Here is an 18,619-nt window from a genome sequence, read left to right as displayed (position 1 = left end):
TCCCCGCGTCGAATCAGCATGAAGCATTTGCTCCCCAGCACCGCCCTCGCTCTTTTCATCGGCATCGGCCTGTTGCCGGTGTCGGGCAATACATTCGCAGCCAACAGCTGGGACAAATTGCAGCCTGATCGCGATGAAGTCATCGCCAGCCTGAACGTCGTCGAGTTGCTCAAGCGTCACCACTACAGCAAGCCGCCGCTCGACGATGCGCGCTCGGTGATCATCTACGACAGCTACCTCAAGCTGCTGGATCCGTCGCGCAGCTATTTCATGGCCAGCGACATCGCCGAATTCGACAAGTGGAAGACCCAGTTCGACGACTTCCTCAAAAGCGGCGACCTCAACGCCGGGTTCACCATCTACAAGCGCTATCTGGATCGCGTCAAGGCGCGTCTGGACTTCGCCCTTGCCGAGCTTAACAAAGGCGTCGACAAGATGGACTTCACCACCAAGGAAACCTTGCTGATCGATCGCAAGGACGCTCCTTGGCTCAAATCCACCGCCGATCTTGACGACCTGTGGCGCAAACGCGTCAAGGACGAAGTGCTGCGGATGAAGATCGCCGGCAAAGAGCCGAAGCAGATCCAGGAAACCCTGACCAAGCGCTACAAGAACCAATTGTCGCGCCTGGATCAGACCCGTCCGGAAGATATCTTCCAGGCGTACATCAACACCTTCGCCATGTCCTACGATCCGCACACCAACTATCTGTCGCCGGATAACGCGGAAAACTTCGACATCAACATGAGCCTGTCCCTCGAGGGCATCGGCGCTGTGTTGCAGAGCGACAACGATCAGGTGAAAGTCGTGCGTCTGGTGCCTGCCGGCCCTGCCGACAAGACCAAACAGGTCGCCCCTGCCGACAAGATCATCGGTGTTGCCCAAGGCAACAAAGAGATGGTCGACGTGGTCGGCTGGCGTCTGGACGAAGTGGTCAAGCTGATCCGCGGCCCGAAAGGCACCGTGGTGCGCCTGGAAGTGATTCCGGCCAGCAATGCACCGAATGACCAGACCACCAAGATTGTGCCGATCACCCGCGAAGCGGTGAAGCTTGAAGATCAGGCCGTGAAAAAATCCGTACTGAACCTGAAGCAGGACGGCAAGGACTACAAACTCGGCGTCATCGAGATCCCGGCCTTCTACCTCGACTTCAAGGCGTTCCGTGCCGGTGATCCGGACTACAAGAGCACCACTCGCGACGTCAAGAAACTGCTGACCGAGTTGCAGAAAGACAAAGTCGACGGCGTGGTCATCGACCTGCGCAATAACGGCGGCGGTTCTCTGCAGGAAGCCACCGAGCTGACCAGCCTGTTCATCGACAAAGGCCCGACCGTACTCGTGCGTAACGCCGATGGCCGCGTCGACGTGCTGGAAGATGAAAACCCGGGTGCGTTCTATAAAGGCCCGATGGCGCTGCTGGTCAACCGCCTGTCTGCCTCGGCGTCGGAGATCTTCGCCGGCGCCATGCAGGACTATCACCGCGCGCTGATCATCGGTGGCCAGACCTTCGGCAAAGGCACCGTGCAGACCATTCAGCCGCTGAACCATGGCGAACTGAAACTGACCCTGGCCAAGTTCTACCGGGTTTCCGGTCAGAGCACCCAGCATCAGGGCGTCTTGCCGGACATCGACTACCCGTCGCTGATCGACACCAAGGAAATCGGCGAGAGTGCCCTCCCGGAAGCCATGCCGTGGGACACCATCAAGGCCGCCATCAAACCGGCAGCCGATCCGTTCAAGCCGTTCCTGGCACAGCTCAAGTCCGAACATGACACTCGCACCGCCAAGGATGCCGAGTTCGTGTTCATCCGCGACAAGCTGGCACTGGCGCAGAAGCTGATGGAAGAAAAAACCGTCAGCCTCAATGAAGCGGATCGTCGTGCCCAGCACGCCAGCATCGATGCCAAGCAACTGGTGATGGAGAACCTCCGTCGCAAGGCCAAGGGCGAAGAACCGCTCAAAGAGCTGAAGAAAGAAGACGAAGACGCCCTCGCGGCAGCCGAGCAGGACAAGGTAAAACCGGAAGACGATGCCTACCTGAGCGAAACCGGGCGCGTTCTGCTGGATTACCTGAAACTGAGCAATCAGGTGGCCAAGAAGTAAGGTGATGGCAATTTAATGCTGACGATCCCCGGATCGTCATCAAACAGTCATCATTCTGTCGTGCAATAAAGGACTGGGAGCCACTCTCTTCATCGAGAGCGCTCCCAGTCCTTTTTTTATCGCCAGAGATTGCCATGACCACGACCGAACAGCTGAGTGCGTTGAGCTCGATACTGACTCAAAGCGGTTTACACAGCCTGTTCCAGCCGATCATCTGCCTCTCTGAGCGACGTATTCTCGGTTACGAAGCTCTGACTCGCGGCCCGTCCAATAGCCCTCTGCACTCGCCCATCGCGCTGTTCGCGGTGGCGCGTCAGGCCGGACGCTTGAGCGAACTGGAAATCGCCTGCCGCCAGAGCGCTTGCCGTCGATTTAACGAACAGCAACTGCCGGGCAAACTGTTTCTCAACGTCTCGCCGGAGTCCTTGCTCGAAGCGGCGCATCAGCCAGGGCGGACACTGCAATTGCTGCAAGACTTCGGCATCCCGCCGAGTCAGGTGGTGATCGAACTCACTGAACAGACGCCAATCGACGACTTCCAGTTGCTGCAAACGGCTCTACATCATTATCGAGCGATGGGTTTTTCGATTGCCCTGGATGACCTCGGTGCCGGGTATTCGAGCCTGCGCCTGTGGTCAGAGCTGCGTCCGGACTACGTGAAGATCGACCGGCATTTCATTGATGGCATTCATCAGGATGCATTGAAGCGAGAATTCGTCGGCTCGATCCTGCAGATTGCCAAAGCCTCCCGGGCGCAAGTCATTGCCGAAGGCATCGAACTGCCGGAAGAACTGGCGGTGCTCACCGAAATGGGCGTTGATCTGGTGCAGGGTTACTTGCTGGGTCGCCCCCAGGAACAGCCACCCCGTGACGCCCGCGCCCTGATGCCTAAACACGACAGCAGCGCCGTGGCCCTGAACGACGAAGGCAGCGACCTCAGCGCCCTGCTCAACGACCAACCCGCCGTGCCACGCGACACGCCGACCGCCACCGTGCTGGAAGCCTTCCGCCGCCAGGCCAACCTCAACTCACTAGCAGTACTCGACGAACAAGGTCAACCGTGCGGCATCGTCCACCGCCACTCTCTCTCGGATGCTCTGCTCAAACCGTTCGCAACCGACCTGTTCGCGCGCAAACCCATCAGCCGCCTGATGAACGACGACTTCCTCGCGGTGGAAATGAGCCAGTCGCTGCAACAGGTCAGTCGCCTGATCACCAGCCGCGCCCGCCAGCGCATCGAAGAAGACTTCATCATTACCCTCAACGGCGGCTACCTCGGCCTCGGCCGGGTGATCGACGTGCTCAAACTCATCACCGAACTGAAAATCCAGCAAGCCCGCTACGCCAACCCGCTGACCCTGCTACCCGGCAACGTGCCGATCCAGCAATGCCTGACGCGCCTGCTGCAACAGGCCCGCGAATCAATCATCTGCTACGTCGACATCGACAGCTTCAAACCCTTCAACGACATCTACGGCTACGGCCGCGGCGACGAAGTCCTGCTGTGCCTGGCGCAGTGCCTCAACGAACGCGTCGACCCTACCCGCGACTTCGTCGGCCACATCGGCGGCGACGACTTCCTCCTCGTGCTTGGCCCCGAAGACTGGCGCAAACGCCTGAACCAGTTGCTTGATGACTTCCAAAGCCAATGCCGCCGCTTCTACCGCCCCGAGCATCTTGAGGCTGGATGCTTCATCGCCCCCAACCGCCAAGGCATTCGCCAGGAATTCCCGTTGTTGTCACTGTCCATCGGCGTGGTGCATCTGCATCCCGAAGCGTGCGCACAACTCGACGCCAGCCAGCTTGCGGAAATGGCTTCGCAGGCCAAGCATCATGCGAAGAATGTTCCGGGGTATAGCGTGCACCTACTCGACAACCTCACTGCCCCCGAACTGCATACACCGCAACTAATCGGCCAACGCTGATTATTCGAACAACTCAAAACTTTAATAGCCAGCTTATGCCAATTGAAACATTTACCAGTTTAATTGATCTTCAAGACTAGCCTTTCGCAAATCATCTTCCCATACGATCGTAGCCAACCTAAATATATCCTCAAAAAAAACCCTGAAACTTAGCATCTCATCCCAGCCATCCGGGAATGAGGAGTACGCCTCCGGATCATATTTAAAAAACGATTCAAAATCATAATCCGCTTCATTTAAGGCATTTTCTAGCGATTTATAAATCAAATATTTATGTCGATACGACTTCCTTGTAGGTAAACAGTAATCAAGTATTATTCTTTCCCTATCACCGGAATCATTGGGATCAAGCTTTTCCAAGCTTTCCCCTAAAGTTTCTTCTCGATCATAAATATCGACGCCCGCCAAAAAAAAAGCGGGAGTAGGGTTAAATGGCTGACCGGTATCTGAATCTATAAACATTACTAGCCTACTTAATAGGATAAAGCGTGAATGGAACACCTGTTTCTTTATCAAATTTCATTTCAAATCTATTCATTTTAATTAGCTTGGGATTCTCAACAGATTTTGAGTTCGGTATGTACCCCTCTCCCGCACCCGGAAGATCCATCCTCACAATGTCTGCCAATTGAGCATCTTTTCCCGTGAACCGTGGCAGGCCATTTTCAACCCGCGTAGTCCCAAGAGTATAGGCCTCCAGCATTAGTTCGAAACTATGAAACCTCGAACTTGGATTTCCCTGTCTGTTTTTCGGTGTTTTCCCTGTTATTGGATTCGTACCATCAATAGCTCGCTGCTTCCACTTGGCATTTGAAATCTCTGGATCATGCTTTCCAACCATATGCATGCCCTGACTGTCGTTCAATCTTATAATCTCTTTCTTCGCTTTCTCTTCGGCTGTGAGCTCTGGAGCCGGCAGCGTAGGCTCACCTTCATCAATCTTTGCGCCACTAGACCCACCCGGCACCTCACAACCCGGCTTCTTCGGCGGCGGACAGTTCGAACTCAACCCCAACGGATCCACCCACCCCGTCGGATTCGGCACGTACTGGTACTGATTCAACCCACCCGCCAACTTGATCGGGTCCGGCGTCAGATACCGGCCCAACCGTGGGTCGTAATACCGGTGCCGGTTGTAATGCAGTCCGCTCTCCCCATCGAAATACTGCCCCTGAAACCGCAGTGGCTGGTCGAGGTATTCCTCGGCGGCGAGGGTCAGCGCGGCAACTTTGCCGTAGGCGTCGTATTGCGCCGACCAGACGATTTCGCCGCTGTAGTCGGTGAGTTCCTGTGGGGTGCCGAGGTGATCGAGTTGGTAATAGAACGGGCAGGCGCGCTTCGGGCCTTTGCCGTCGAGCAGCGCCAGCGGACGGAAGGTGCCGGGTTCGTAGACGTAGCTGCGGTGGTGGGTTTGGCTGCTTTCGGCGACGAGGTGATCGCCTTGCCAGAAGAACTCGGTGGTGGCGCCGTCGACGGTTTTGCTGATGCGCCGGTTGAAGGCATCGTATTTGTAGGACGCGGTTTTGCCGTCGGGGCGGGTCAGGCCGATGAGGCGGTGTTGGCAGTCGTAGCGGTATTCGGTGACGAGTTTCTGCGCGGTGCCGCGGCGTTCGCGGATCAGGTTGCCGAAGGCGTCGTAGTCGTAGTGGCGGTCGCCCTGCATCAGCAGGCGGTTGCCCTTGATTTGCGTCGGGCCGGAGCGATCCTGCATCAGCAGATTGCCGGCCGGGTCGTGGGCGAAGGATTCCGGGAGTTCGTCGTGCGAGTGGCGCACGCGGATCAAACGGTCGAGAGCGTCATAGCCGTAGGTGCGCTGGCCGTGGCGGGTGTCGGCGATGTGCTCAAGGTTGCCGTTGGCGCTGTAGGCATAGTCGCGGCGATACAGCGAATCGTGCTGATGGCCTACGGCGTGGGCGAGCAAGCGGCCCTGATCGTCGTAGGTATATTCGCTCAGCAGCAGGCCTTGCTGGCGTTGTTGCTCGCGTCCTGACTGATAGACGTGGCGGGTCAGTGACGCGCCGTTGAGGTCGATGGCTCTCAGCGCACCGCCCTTGGCGTGGTGGTAATCGAGTTTGCTGTTGTCCGGCAGGCGCATGCGTTTGAGCTGGCCGCAGGCGTCGTAGGTGTAACGCAGGGTGCCCCAGCCCTGATGCTCGGTGATCAGCCGATCTTGCAGGTCGTACTCAAAGGCCAGTGGATGTTTCTGGCCGTCGTCGACACCGACCAAACGACCGAGGCGGTCATAGCGGTATGCAACCTTGATCCCGTCGGGCAGGGTTTTGACCAGCAGGCGACCGGCGGTATCGCGTTCGTATCCGGTGACCAACGTCGAGCCGTCATCGCCGAATTCGGTCTTTTCCAGCAGATGACCATTGAGGTCATAGGCGTAGCTCGTGCGCCGGCCATCGAAGCCGGTTTCCTGTCGGATCAGTCCGGTCGGCGTGTAGTCCAGACGGTACTTTTCGCCGGACTCGTTTTCGATTTCGGTGAGCAGAAGTTGTGCATGGTCGTAGCGGTATTGCACCCGCGTACCGTCGGGGTTGATTCGGCGTGAGACCAGATGCAGATCGTCGTCATATTCGTAACGGGTGATGCGGCCGAGTTCGTCACGTTCGGCGGTGACCTGGTTATAGGCGCCGTAGCTGTAGGCGCGGGTGCTGCCGCCCGGAGACGTCGTCTGAATTAGTCGGCCCACGGCATCCCAGTGCTGACGCGTGAGCGCACCGTGTTCGTCCTGACTGGTGGTCCGCCGCCCCAGCGCATCGTAGGAAAAGCGCCGCACACCGCCATCGGGCAGGGTTTCTTCAACCAATTGACCGAGACCATTCCAGACCAGCACATGCCGACTGGTGTCCGGATAACGAATCGACAGCAACTGCCCAAGCGCATCGTAGTGGTAATGCGTGACCTGCCCGTCTGGATCAACCGCTTCGGTAACATCACCCTGGGCATTGCGCCGGTACGTCCACACCGCCTCGCCGCGAGAGCGGCTGTGCAGGAAACCGTTGCGGTACTCGTAGGACGTCGGCTCGTCGTCCGGTGGAAGCAGCGCGATCAGGCGTCCGACGTCGTCGTAGCGGTATTCGGTGACGGCGCCGAGCGGATCCTGCTCGGCGATCAAACGCCCCGCGTCGTCGTAGGCCTTGAGGTGCTCGCCACCGTCGGCCTCGACCTTGCGCACCAGCCGCGCACGCTCGTCGTGGACGTAGGTTTCTTCGGTGCCATCGACGTAATGCACCGCGACACTGCCGTTGTCATCCCAGACGTAACGCGTGTCCATCTGCGAGAACGACGCCCAGTGCCGCACGCAGCGCGCCGATTTTCCGGCCCGTTCCCACTCCCAGAAGAAACTCGCGCCACCGGTCAGCTGACGCTGGAGGATGACGTGCTGATCGTCGTAGTCGTAACGCTCGCTGTCGCCAACGGCGTTACACGCTTCGATCAGGTGTTGATAAGCGTCGTAGCGATAACTGACGAGGGTTTGTTCGGTTTGCCAGCCACCATCACAAAACGTTTGGTAATCGACGCCGACCAGATGAGCCCGGTCATACCGCAACAGCAGCGCCCGCCCCGCACCGTTGTCCAACCGCTCAATGCGATCCTGACGATCCCGCGAAATGCGCAGACGATTGCCATACCCATCACTGACCGCCGTCAGCCGCCCGGCCCGAAAGTGATAAAACCGCGCCGTGTCCCCCGCCAGCGCAAGAATCAGCTCCTCCGGTTCATCCCCCAGAAAAATCGCCGCCCGCGACAGACTGTTGTGAATCGCCGGCCGCTCCACACTCGGCACTGGAAACCGCGTGCGCCGGTTCTCATGGTCGACCCAAACAACAAAATCGCCATCGAATTCCAGCCGATGCGCCAGCGAATGGCTCCAGCCAAACCCCAGCCCGACATCGATTTCGGCGGCACTGGTGCGATACAACCGAGTGAACTCGAACGGCAGCAATCCATCGAGCGTGCCGTCAGTCAGGGTCAGCAGTTCCTCACCGGTAACCATCGACACCGGGCAGCCGTTGGTGCAGGTCGAGGGCACACAGTCGGCGCTGTCGCCGTTGGGGTTTTTAGCCTGATCGGGCTTATCGTCGTGAGGTTCGTCTTTCTTCAGCGAGGCGTTGCGCTTGGCATTCCAGCGCAATTGCATCCGGCCTTTTTTCACGCCGGCCACTATGCCGCGCGCGGCAACGGTTTTGTATTGATCAACGTACTTGATGAAGCCGTTGACGATGGCAAACAGCGCCTTCACCAACCGCGTCACCGCTGACAGCAATTGAGCCGCGCGATCTGCCAGACGCAGCGTCAGATACGCGATCCCTGCGCCGCCACTGGCGAAAGTCAGCACAACGCTGATCAGCACATCGATCAGCAATTGCACGATCATCATCGACGCCGCTTCAGCGGTTTTGCCGGCGATCTCACTGGGCGGCAACATCTCCAGCCAGAGACTCGCCGTGCGTAGCAGCAAACACAGGGCCGCCTCGTCACTGACCAGCAATTGAAGCTGCTCCATCACCTCAGGCGCGGTAGCTGCCAGATTGATCAGATCAGTCGCGCCACTTCCCAACCGTTGGGCAAACTTGCCCGGATCCTGGAGAATCTCCGACAACAATCCAATGCTGTCCCACACCCCCTCGATCGCCGCCCAGCTCCCGGCCAGCATGCCGTTGCCCGCCGCCGTCGCCACCGACTGCGACCACTGCGGCTTGAACCCCTGCCATTCGCTACGCAGCCAATCATCCAGTTCCAGGGTCAGGCCATCGTAGGACTCAAAAAGATCTTCAACCTGTTCCGGGCTGACAGCACCGTGCACTTGCACCCGGTAGAACTTGCCCTCTGTGCCCTTGAACTGCCCCTTGCCTTGAGCATCCAGAGTGATGGGCGTCGTTTCGCCACCATCCACTGCCACCACATCGACCACGATGTTGCCGAGCGGGATGTCATACACCGACTCGAACTTGCTCTCGATCAGCATCAGCCCGCCCTTCGGGCACTGCACGACGCTGGAGAAAAACTGGTCGTCGCTACTGCTGACGGCGGTACTGCTCTCACCAAAGCGGATGATCCGCTCCATGCCCATCAGCGACGGCAGATCGGCGGCATGGCTAACTGTGTCGGCGGCACGGCTGGCCCAGTGTTTGAGCTGCTCGCGGTAGAGGCTGAGGGTGTCAGGGAAGCTGTCGAGTGCTTGCTCGATACGGGTGATGGCTTCCATCAACGCACGCTTGGGTGCGGGGTGGACTGAATAACCGGGTCGAGCATGAACGTTCCCTCGCGCAAAAATTAGGCGCGGGAACTGTGCGGGGGATCAATCAGGAAAGAAGTCAGGCGAGTAGGCAATAGATGTAGGACTAATCCTCAAACTATCCAAAAAAACAAACAGGCAGGCGAAAACGCAAACGTGGCGTGAGGTTTCCCTCACGCCACGTTTACTGAGCGGACACAGATAGACTTACTGCGTTGAATCCCGCGCACTCAACTCTTTCAACTTATGCTCGGCCAACGGATGCCCGGCCTTGGCAGCCATGCTCCACCAGCGTGCGGCCTCAGCAGGGTCCGGCGCTTTGCTCGGTGTACCCGTCAGGCTGATCACCCCGACCTGATAAGCCGCTTTGCCATCGCCGGCCAGTGCCGCCAGCCGCAACAGTCGCACGCCTTCTTCACGCGCACCCAGACCTACACCGCGAAAGGTCAGGATGTGGCCGTAGAAGCTTTGCGCGCCGACATCGCCGAGGGTAGCCATACGCGCAAACTGGCCTTCAAGCCAGCGCCAGCCTCGGGGCTGGCGAACAAACCACGACCAGTGAAACAGCCGGCGAGCCAGCCAGTAACCGGCTCGCGCCTTGAGTCGTAAAAACACTCAGGCCTCCGCCGATTCCGGGTATTCGTATTCGAAGACTCTGACGACCTCCGAAGCATGCCATGACGCTGCGGCGACGCCATCGGACGGCCCGGAAAAACGCCCCAGGCGCTCGACGCATTCAAAAAAACCGGTACGCGGCAGGCGACTGGCGCCCTGACTTATCACCAGCGAACTGCGTAATGGTTGTTCGGCCTTGGCATCCAGCGCGGCCAGATGCTCCAACGCGGCCGTCAAGGTTTGCATCGCCGGTGTCGGCAATTGCAAACGTTCGAGCAAGGCCCGATAGGTCAACAGATGGCGCTGCCTGCGCGCCTGATCCAGCTCCCCCAGCAATCCGTCCCAATGTTGACGACTGATGCGTACGCTCACGATTCATCCCTCCACCCTGGCACCGTCAGCTCCCAGGCCAGACTGCGGCGAATCGCGGCGTCGGGCAGACGCTCGCCACTTTCGATCATGGCCAGATAAGACGGGCTGATGCCTACCGTGCGGGCCAGCGCCTCGATGGCGATGCCCTTCCCTTCGCGCAAACTGCTTAGTTGATCCAGACCTGGAAGAATCGGGTCCGGTGTTGCCACGAGCGGCGCTGGCGCCTGTTGTGGCGGTGCTTCGTTGATGCCTGCTGCTTTCAGTAGAGACTGATACTGAGCCCATGGCAAAACCGCATATTCGGGTTCGCCATCGCGTGCAATTATCTGAATATCCATGACTACCCCGTAGGACAACAACACTTAGCGAGTCGGCACTTTTCCTTAGAAGTGTAATCCTAACAGCGGCCAAGGTCGCGGGGGGTATCTATCTGTAAGCGGACTTCGACAATCAGGGCTTTTTCGGGCCCTGGAGTTGCAGTTGCTCGGGGGTATCGGGCAGACGTTCGACGACTGCCAGTTTTTCCGGTTGCAAGCGGTTGCGCCAAAGTCGGAAGGCGTTGAGTTCATCGTCGAGGGTTTTCATCAGCCAGGCGAGGACGGCGATGTCGTCTAGCATGCCGAATACCGGGATAAAATCCGGGATAGCATCCACCGGGCTGAGGAAATACATCAACCCCGCCACCACCGAAACCAAGGCTTTCGGGCTGATCGCCCGGTACTCACCGCGCCAGTAGGCCAGGCACAAGGCCTGAAGCATACGAAGATCATCTTTGAGTTTGCCGAGTCTATTGCCTTGCGCGGCGCCTTTGCTGGCCACGGCAAACAACAGCGTCGGCAGGCGACCGCGAGCCAGCAGACGGCCGGCCAGAGGCAGGAATCGAGCGAAATTCCACGGAGCTTTCATCTATTCCTCCCGTTGAAATGTTATCCACACAAATTGTGGATAACCTTGTGAACAGAGCTGCATTTCAGCGCTGAAAGCCCCGTTTCATAAGGGCTACGCTCAGATCGGGCGTTTTTTACTCACATAAAAAAACCCAATATTTCATTGACTTGGCGGCTGAGGGCGTCTAGCGAGCAACCTCAAAGGCTATGACTCCCCCGACCGCCATCGGTTCGCTCTGTTTACCCTTGCCAAGGTCCAGATGCAACAACGCCCCGCATAAGCGAGGCGTTGTTGTCGAAGCCTTGGCTAATTACTTGGCCGCGGCGCCTTCTTTGGCTGGATCCTTGATGGCCATCAGTTCCAGGTCGAAAACCAGAACCGAGTTGGCCGGGATTGCCGGGCTTGGCGATTGAGCGCCGTAAGCCAGATCGCTAGGGATGTACAGTTTGTACTTCTCACCAACGTGCATCAATTGCAGACCTTCAACCCAACCCGGGATCACGCCGCTTACTGGCAGATCGATCGGGCTGCCGCGCTCGACGGAGCTATCGAATACGGTGCCGTTGGTCAGCTTGCCGGTGTAGTGAACGGTCACTACGTCAGTCGGCTTAGGCTGTGGGCCGTCGGCCTTTTTGACGACTTCGTACTGCAGACCCGAAGCGGTGGTGGTCACACCAGCCTTCTTGCCATTTTCTTCGAGGAATTTCTTGCCAGCGGATGCCGACTCTTCGCTCATCTTGGCCATACGCTCTTCAGCACGCTTTTGCAGCGCGGCGAAGGCTTCGACCAGCTCTTCATCTTTCAGCTTCTGTTCTTTCTTGCCGACGGCATCTTCGATGCCCTGGGCTACCGCTTTGGAGTCCAGATCATCCATGCCTTCCTGAGCAAGGCTCTTGCCCATGTTCAGGCCGATACCGTAGGAAGCTTTTTGCGCCGGGGTTTTCAGCTCTACGCTGGTCTGCGAATCACAACCCGCGAGGACCAGGCTAACCAGGGCTACCGCCGCCGCCAACCGATGCTGTTTCATGCTATTTCCTTGTTCATGCGCCGAAAGGGCAATCGAGTAAAGCCGCGAGCTTATCAGGCCGCCACGACCAATGGCTACCGGCATGAGAGCAGTAAACCTGCGATAAGTTCAGGGATTAAAACGCATTTGGGCAAAGCAATGATGAAGCTTATGTCATCTGGTCGCGACAACGACCGACTTACATTCCCCCAACATCTGGCGTAATGGCCACTTGCCACGCAGGGTCATGCTCAGGCATAACAGCGCAACAATTCGACAAGGATGTTTATCTTGCGCCTTTTATTCCGCGTGCTGGCTCTGGTCGTCGTGCTGCTGGGACTCGTCCTCGCGGTGGTTTTGTACTACGTGGCCAATCCGAAAATGCCCTTCTACACCCCCGCGCAGCAGGTGCATTACCTGAATCAGTGGGCGGAAGAAGAACGACAGACCTATTACTTCACGCCCCAGGGCACGCAAGTCAAAGGGCTGCGCTATGAGTGGTTTCAGGCGCTGGAGTTGCCCTTTTCGCAGCAACGTTTCGCCGCCCCCGAATACCTCGCGCGCTTCGGTTTTCTCATCGATCCGCAACAGAAAGCCACGCAGGGCAATCCCGGCAACCTGCCCGTCGGCTTTGCGCGACACCAGAATCCCGGGAGCACCGAGCAATATCTGGACATAACTTGTGCCGCTTGCCACACCGGTGAACTGCGCTTCAACGGCCAGGCCGTGCGCATTGACGGTGGTTCGGCACAGCACGTACTGCCGTCGAGTGTTCCTACGCTGCGCGGTGGCAGTTTCGGACAGGCATTGGTCGCCAGTCTGACCTCGACTTACCTCAACCCATGGAAATTCGAACGCTTTGCCCGACAGGTGCTGGGCGATGACTACGACGCCCGCCACGAGCAATTGCGCAAGGATTTCAAAAGCTCGCTGTACACCTTTCTGAAAGTCGCGTGGAACGACACGCATCGCGGCCTCTACCCCACCGAGGAAGGCCCGGGCCGCGCCGATGCCTTCGGGCGGATTGCCAACGCGACGTTCGGCGATGCCATCTCCCCCGCCAACTATCGCGTGGCCAACGCGCCGGTGGACTACCCGCAGCTATGGGATATGTGGACGTTCGACTGGGTGCAGTGGAACGGTTCGGCGCAACAGCCGATGGCGCGCAACATCGGCGAGGCATTGGGGGTGGGTGCCACGCTGCAGTTCTTCAACGCCAACGGTCAGCCGTTGCAAGGCGATGACCGTTACGCCTCCAGCGTCCGTGTACGCGACCTGCACAAGATCGAAGAAACCCTGCAACGCCTACAACCGCCCGCCTGGCCGGAAGCTCTGTTTGGCACCGTCGACAGATCGCAGGCAGCCAAGGGACGCGCGCTGTTTACAGAGAACTGCGCGGCTTGCCACGTCCCACGCAAAACCCAGGAAGGCGAACGATGGGTGCAGCATTTGCGCATGGTGCCCGTGGATGTCATCGGCACCGACCCGAACGCTGCCAACAACATCGCCAACCACCGCTTCGACCTGACGGCGCTGCAATGGGATCTGAAAGAGCTGGAAAAGATGGACGTAAAGCTGCATCCAACACCGACGCAACCGCTCGATCTGAGCCAGTTGTCAGTGGCTAAAGGCCTGGCTTACGTCACCGCATTCGTCGAAAACCGCGCTTATCGCGAAGCGAAGGTGACGCCTGAGGAGAAACCCGGGCTCGACGGTTTTGGTCTGCCGATCGGCGTTCGCGAAAAAGTCGCCTACAAGGCGCGCCCACTGGCCGGCATCTGGGCTACCGCGCCGTTTCTGCACAACGGTTCGGTACCAAGCATTTATCAATTGCTGTCGCCGCAGGATGAGCGCGCCACCACCTTCTATAAAGGCACCTTCGAATACGACCCGCGTCATCTGGGCTACCGCACCGAAGCCTTCACCAATGGTTTTGTGTTCGACACGCGGGTTACCGGCAATCACAACAGCGGCCATGAATTCCGCGCCGGCGAGCGCGGCAATGGCGTTATCGGCCGGCTGTTGCAGCCCGAAGAACGCTGGGCATTGCTGGAATACCTGAAAGTTCTGGGCGGCCCGCTCGAGGCGCAATTGCCATGATCTCGACCTTCAAGAAAGAATTGCCTTTGTTGGCCAGAGTCTGGTTGTGGCTGGGACGATTGTTGGGCAAAACGTTGTTGATCGTGTTCGCCATCGGACTGCTCGGCTGGGCCGTCGCCACGGCGTGGTTTGCCTGGCAGCACCGTGGCCCGGTTTCAGCATTGGAGCAGATTCCGCCAGGCGAGTCGGCCATGACTCAGGATGTGATCCAGACGGCCGTGCGCATCGTCGATCAACACCGCGAAGGCACTCGCTATTTACGCGACGCTCACGCCAAGGCCCATGGTTGTGTGAAAGCGCAGGTGCAGGTTCTGCCGCAACTGGCACAGTCATTGCGACAGGGTGTCTTCAGCGAGCCGGGTAAAACCTGGCAGGCGATGATTCGACTGTCCAATGGCAATGCCTATCCGCAGTTCGACAGCATGCGCGACGCCCGTGGCATGGCGATCAAGTTGCTCGACGTGCCGGGGATGCAACTGCTCGGTAACCGCCAGCAACAGCGCGAACAAGACTTCGTGATGTTCAGTCACCCGAACTTCTTTGTCAGCGATGTCGCCGAGTATCGTCAGAATGTGGCGGCGCAGGCTGACGGTAAAAAGGTCATGGCGTTTTTTCCGGGATGGGATCCACGCACTTGGCAGATCCGCCATCTGTTTATTGCGCTGGCAACACTGTCGCCGCCGCCGGACAGTCCGACCGGGACGACTTACTTCTCGGTATCGCCCTACAAGTTGGGTGAGGCCAATGTGAAATTTCGGGTAACGCCCGATCCGGACAATTGCCCAACCTACACCTTGCCCAAGCAGAACCACGACTTGCCGAACTTCCTGCGCGGCGCGCTGAATCAGCAGTTATCAACGGATCGCGTGCCTGCTTGTTACGTGCTGCAGATCCAGCGCCAGAATGCCAATAAATACATGCCGATCGAGGACACCAGCATCGAGTGGCGCGAGCAAGATGCACCGTTCGAATCCGTGGCCCGCATCACCCTGCCACCTCAGGATTTCGATACACCACAGCAAAATCTCCTATGCGACAACCTATCGTTCAACCCATGGTTTGGCATCGAAGCACATCGCCCGATCGGCGGAATCAACCGACTGCGTAAAGCGGTGTACGAAGCGGTCAGCGACTATCGCCACCAGCGCAACGGCGAATGATCAATGCCTGGCCAGTACGTTCTTCACAACGGATGATGCCTCAACCTTTCCGACACGCGGCCAGGTTTTGCTCGGAAGAAGAACGCTGAGGATTCCGGCGTTGGGGACTTTGTCGACAAACATTTGCGGACTCACAGCGCCGGCGCTGATTTTTTGCTCAAGGCCTTGAGCAAGCGAAGAACATTGCCCATTGTCCGAAAGTGGCACGTCTTGCAGGCACTACATAGATATATGCAGCGAAAAAACCCCAAACGCCAGACAGCAAAAAGCCCGCACTAGGCGGGCTTTCTGTGGTGATCTGGCGTTCAGTGTTCCAGATTACCGAATATGGCGCAGCGGACGGGACTCGAACCCGCGACCCCCGGCGTGACAGGCCGGTATTCTAACCGACTGAACTACCGCTGCGCGAAACGCTTGAAACGAATGGTGGGTGATGACGGGATCGAACCGCCGACATTCTGCTTGTAAGGCAGACGCTCTCCCAGCTGAGCTAATCACCCTTCGCTTCGTTACGGGGCGCATTATGCCACAAGTTTTCATAAAGTGTTGATTTAATTGAAGTTTTTTCAAAAAAATCTGAAAACCGATGAAACGACACATCCCGCGGGTACAACGTACAAACTTGAGACAGAAAAAAACCCGCCTCAGCGGGTTTTTCCGTGGTGACCTGGCGTTCAGCGTTCCAGGTTACCGAATATGGCGCAGCGGACGGGACTCGAACCCGCGACCCCCGGCGTGACAGGCCGGTATTCTAACCGACTGAACTACCGCTGCGCGTAACACATGAAACGAATGGTGGGTGATGACGGGATCGAACCGCCGACATTCTGCTTGTAAGGCAGACGCTCTCCCAGCTGAGCTAATCACCCTTCGCTTCGGTGTGGCGCGCATTCTACGGAGCGACCCCACCTCTGGCAAGCACTTTTTTAAATAATTTTCTCAGGCCTTCCAAAGGCTTAGAGAAGGGTTGGCCTATGCCACGGCGAAGACAATAATGCCCCCCTTTGTATAAAGGAGAGACTCACCCCATGTGGTTCAAAAACCTGCTTATCTATCGCCTGACCCAAGACCTGCCTGTCGACGCCGAGGCGCTGGAAACTGCACTGGCCACCAAACTGGCGCGTCCATGTGCAAGCCAGGAGTTGACCACCTACGGCTTCGTCGCGCCGTTCGGCAAAGGCGAAGATGCTCCACTGGTGCACATCAGCGGTGATTTCCTGCTGATTTCTGCGCGTAAAGAAGAACGCATTCTGCCGGGCAGCGTCGTGCGCGACGCGGTCAAGGAAAAGGTCGAAGAAATCGAAGCCGAGCAGATGCGCAAGGTCTATAAGAAAGAACGCGACCAGATCAAGGATGAAATCATCCAGGCGTTCCTGCCGCGCGCCTTTATCCGCCGCTCGTCGACCTTCGCCGCCATCGCGCCGAAGCAAGGGCTGATTCTGGTCAACTCGGCCAGCCCGAAACGCGCCGAAGACCTGCTGTCGACCTTGCGTGAAGTGATCGGCACCCTGCCCGTTCGCCCACTGACTGTGAAGATGGCTCCAACGGCGGTCATGACGGATTGGGTTACCACGCAGAAAGCCGCTGACGACTTCTACGTGCTGGACGAGTGCGAACTGCGCGACACCCACGAAGACGGCGGCATCGTCCGTTGCAAGCGTCAGGACCTGACCAGCGAAGAAATCCAGCTGCACCTGAGTACCGGCAAAGTGGTCACTCAACTGTCGCTGGCCTGGCAGGACAAATTGTCGTTCATGCTCGACGACAAGATGACCGTCAAGCGCCTGAAGTTCGAAGATCTGTTGCAGGATCAGGCGGAACAGGACGGCGGCGACGAAGCCCTGGGCCAACTGGATGCCAGCTTCACCCTGATGATGCTGACGTTCGGCGACTTCCTGCCGGCGCTGGTTGAAGCGTTGGGTGGTGAAGAGACTCCGCAAGGGATCTAAAGCCTCTCGCAAGCACCTTCTTCTATAGAGGGTGCCTGAAAAAAGATCGCAGCCTTCGGCAGCGCCTGCATTTGGAATGCATTTTCCTGTAGGTGCTGCCGAAGGCTGCGATCTTTTTGCAAGCACCGTATGCTTAGCTTCCTAACGCTTTCACATAACAAGGAACAAGCCATGCGCGCACTGGCTGCACTCAGCCGCTTTGTCGGCAATACCTTCGCTTACTGGGTTCTGATTTTCGCCGTCGTGGCCTTCCTGCAACCTTCGTGGTTCCTCGGCTTGAAAAGCGCGATCGTGCCGCTGCTCGGACTGGTGATGTTCGGCATGGGTCTGACGCTCAAACTCGACGACTTCGCCGCTGTCGCCCGCCATCCATGGCGTGTGGCGCTGGGCGTGGTTGCGCACTTCGTGATCATGCCCGGCGTGGCGTGGTTGCTTTGCCAGGTGTTTCACCTGCCCCCGGAAATCGCCGTCGGCGTGATTCTGGTCGGTTGCTGCCCAAGCGGCACCTCTTCCAACGTGATGACGTGGCTGGCTCGCGGTGATCTGGCACTGTCGGTGGCCATCGCCGCCGTCACCACCCTCCTCGCCCCGCTGCTGACCCCGGCGCTGATCTGGCTGCTGGCTTCGGCGTGGCTGCCGGTATCGTTCATGGAGCTGTTCTGGTCGATCCTGCAAGTGGTGCTGCTGCCGATCATCCTTGGCGTGGTGGCGCAACGGTTGCTCGGTGACAAGGTGCGTCACGCGGTGGATGTATTGCCGCTGGTGTCGGTGGTCAGCATCGTGATCATCGTCACTGCGGTGGTCGCCGCCAGTCAGGCAAAAATCGCCGAATCCGGTTTGCTGATCATGGCCGTGGTGATGCTGCACAACAGCTTCGGCTACTTGCTGGGCTACTTCACCGGACGTCTATTCAAATTGCCGCTGGCTCAGCGCAAATCGCTGGCGCTGGAAGTCGGCATGCAGAATTCGGGGTTGGGTGCCGCACTGGCCAGCGCACACTTCTCGCCACTGGCAGCGGTGCCAAGCGCGTTGTTCAGCGTCTGGCACAACATTTCCGGAGCGTTGCTCTCCACTTATTTCCGGCGGATGAGCGAGAAAGAAGATGAACAGGCGCTGGCTCAACGAGCTACGGACTGATCGGGAAACTTGATCCCCGGGTTAATGCGCGGCACTCTATTGCGCAACGCGGGGACGACCTCGCGGCTCGATCGAGTTTTTTAATCTGGGGACGACCCCGTCAATCGATGGAGGTCTCT

At 58.3% G+C, this 18,619-nt stretch carries 13 protein-coding genes and 4 tRNA genes; 6 read left to right on the top strand and 11 right to left on the bottom strand.

Translation table 11 applies throughout. The features are described 5' to 3' along the window. Window positions 1-18: 18 nt before the first annotated feature. Together ACA069_RS09190 and ACA069_RS09185 are read left to right on the top strand one after the other, a co-directional pair. Window positions 19-2,103: a carboxy terminal-processing peptidase gene (locus tag ACA069_RS09190; RefSeq protein WP_187677488.1), complete on the top strand. Its 2,085-nt coding sequence runs from the start codon at window positions 19-21 to the stop codon at window positions 2,101-2,103. Between the two features lie 134 nt (window positions 2,104-2,237). Then, entirely contained in the window at window positions 2,238-4,028 is a 1,791-nt protein-coding gene (locus ACA069_RS09185) for a bifunctional diguanylate cyclase/phosphodiesterase (RefSeq protein WP_497617167.1), read from the top strand. A 51-nt stretch (window positions 4,029-4,079) separates the two neighbouring features. Here the strand turns inward: ACA069_RS09185 and ACA069_RS09180 are convergent, their stop codons facing one another. The 7 genes from ACA069_RS09180 to bamJ form a co-directional block, all read right to left on the bottom strand. Further along, window positions 4,080-4,490 carry a hypothetical protein gene (locus tag ACA069_RS09180; protein WP_497617165.1) on the bottom strand — a complete coding sequence of 137 codons (411 nt, stop codon included), beginning with the start codon at window positions 4,488-4,490 and terminating at the stop codon, window positions 4,080-4,082. A gap of 7 nt (window positions 4,491-4,497) precedes the next feature. Further along, window positions 4,498-9,243 carry an RHS repeat-associated core domain-containing protein gene (locus ACA069_RS09175; RefSeq protein ID WP_497617163.1) on the bottom strand — a complete coding sequence of 1,582 codons (4,746 nt, stop codon included), beginning with the start codon at window positions 9,241-9,243 and terminating at the stop codon, window positions 4,498-4,500. 237 nt (window positions 9,244-9,480) lie between these two features. After that, a complete protein-coding gene (locus tag ACA069_RS09170; protein ID WP_187677484.1) occupies window positions 9,481-9,888 on the bottom strand; it encodes an SEL1-like repeat protein in 408 nt (135 codons plus the stop codon). After that, window positions 9,889-10,260: a hypothetical protein gene (locus ACA069_RS09165; RefSeq protein WP_003223109.1), complete on the bottom strand. Its 372-nt coding sequence runs from the start codon at window positions 10,258-10,260 to the stop codon at window positions 9,889-9,891. Next, window positions 10,257-10,598 (bottom strand): helix-turn-helix domain-containing protein, encoded by a 342-nt coding sequence (locus ACA069_RS09160; protein WP_497617161.1) that lies wholly within the window; start codon window positions 10,596-10,598, stop codon window positions 10,257-10,259. The genes ACA069_RS09165 and ACA069_RS09160 overlap by 4 nt, the downstream gene beginning before the upstream one ends. 112 nt (window positions 10,599-10,710) lie before the next feature. Then, window positions 10,711-11,166, bottom strand: a complete 456-nt coding sequence (locus ACA069_RS09155) for a YkvA family protein (protein WP_187677482.1) — start codon at window positions 11,164-11,166, stop codon at window positions 10,711-10,713. Between the two features lie 292 nt (window positions 11,167-11,458). Continuing rightward, window positions 11,459-12,175 carry a BamJ family beta-barrel-assembly machinery protein gene (gene bamJ / locus ACA069_RS09150; RefSeq protein ID WP_187677481.1) on the bottom strand — a complete coding sequence of 239 codons (717 nt, stop codon included), beginning with the start codon at window positions 12,173-12,175 and terminating at the stop codon, window positions 11,459-11,461. Window positions 12,176-12,445: 270 nt separating this feature from the next. Between bamJ and ACA069_RS09145 the strand changes: the two genes are divergently transcribed. Together ACA069_RS09145 and ACA069_RS09140 are read left to right on the top strand one after the other, a co-directional pair. Then, the gene (locus ACA069_RS09145; RefSeq protein WP_497617159.1) at window positions 12,446-14,254 is read left to right on the top strand and encodes a di-heme-cytochrome C peroxidase; all 1,809 of its coding nucleotides are present in this window, start codon (window positions 12,446-12,448) and stop codon (window positions 14,252-14,254) included. A 26-nt stretch (window positions 14,255-14,280) separates the two neighbouring features. Continuing rightward, complete coding sequence (locus tag ACA069_RS09140; protein ID WP_497618210.1) at window positions 14,281-15,414, top strand: catalase family protein; 1,134 nt, start codon at window positions 14,281-14,283, stop codon at window positions 15,412-15,414. A gap of 328 nt (window positions 15,415-15,742) precedes the next feature. Here the strand turns inward: ACA069_RS09140 and ACA069_RS09135 are convergent. The 4 genes from ACA069_RS09135 to ACA069_RS09120 all read right to left on the bottom strand — a co-directional run bounded on the left by ACA069_RS09135 (window position 15,743) and on the right by ACA069_RS09120 (window position 16,283). Then, window positions 15,743-15,819 (bottom strand) — tRNA-Asp (locus ACA069_RS09135). Between the two features lie 19 nt (window positions 15,820-15,838). Further along, a tRNA-Val gene (locus ACA069_RS09130) sits at window positions 15,839-15,914 on the bottom strand. A 197-nt stretch (window positions 15,915-16,111) separates the two neighbouring features. Next, window positions 16,112-16,188: transfer RNA gene (locus ACA069_RS09125), tRNA-Asp, on the bottom strand. A 19-nt stretch (window positions 16,189-16,207) separates the two neighbouring features. After that, a tRNA-Val gene (locus ACA069_RS09120) sits at window positions 16,208-16,283 on the bottom strand. Window positions 16,284-16,442: 159 nt separating this feature from the next. Here ACA069_RS09120 and rdgC point away from each other — a divergent pair. Next, window positions 16,443-17,363 (top strand): recombination-associated protein RdgC, encoded by a 921-nt coding sequence (rdgC, locus tag ACA069_RS09115; protein ID WP_122593573.1) that lies wholly within the window; start codon window positions 16,443-16,445, stop codon window positions 17,361-17,363. A gap of 171 nt (window positions 17,364-17,534) precedes the next feature. After that, the gene (locus ACA069_RS09110) at window positions 17,535-18,500 is read left to right on the top strand and encodes a bile acid:sodium symporter family protein (RefSeq protein ID WP_187677479.1); all 966 of its coding nucleotides are present in this window, start codon (window positions 17,535-17,537) and stop codon (window positions 18,498-18,500) included. Window positions 18,501-18,619 lie beyond the last annotated feature (119 nt).

The organism is Pseudomonas sp. LBUM1652 (assembly GCF_059716105.1).
This window is presented reverse-complemented; position numbering and strand designations above follow the sequence as displayed.

Excerpts from the sequence above, each read along its gene's own strand:
- ACA069_RS09190 (WP_187677488.1), top strand. The coding sequence starts at position 19 with ATGAAGCATTTGCTCCCCAGCACCGCCCTCGCTCTTTTCATCGGCATC.
- ACA069_RS09185 (WP_497617167.1), top strand. The coding sequence starts at position 2,238 with ATGACCACGACCGAACAGCTGAGTGCGTTGAGCTCGATACTGACTCAA.
- ACA069_RS09180 (WP_497617165.1), bottom strand. The coding sequence starts at position 4,490 with ATGTTTATAGATTCAGATACCGGTCAGCCATTTAACCCTACTCCCGCT.
- ACA069_RS09175 (WP_497617163.1), bottom strand. The coding sequence starts at position 9,243 with ATGGAAGCCATCACCCGTATCGAGCAAGCACTCGACAGCTTCCCTGAC.
- ACA069_RS09160 (WP_497617161.1), bottom strand. The coding sequence starts at position 10,598 with ATGGATATTCAGATAATTGCACGCGATGGCGAACCCGAATATGCGGTT.
- ACA069_RS09155 (WP_187677482.1), bottom strand. The coding sequence starts at position 11,166 with ATGAAAGCTCCGTGGAATTTCGCTCGATTCCTGCCTCTGGCCGGCCGT.
- bamJ (WP_187677481.1), bottom strand. The coding sequence starts at position 12,175 with ATGAAACAGCATCGGTTGGCGGCGGCGGTAGCCCTGGTTAGCCTGGTC.
- rdgC (WP_122593573.1), top strand. The coding sequence starts at position 16,443 with ATGTGGTTCAAAAACCTGCTTATCTATCGCCTGACCCAAGACCTGCCT.
- ACA069_RS09110 (WP_187677479.1), top strand. The coding sequence starts at position 17,535 with ATGCGCGCACTGGCTGCACTCAGCCGCTTTGTCGGCAATACCTTCGCT.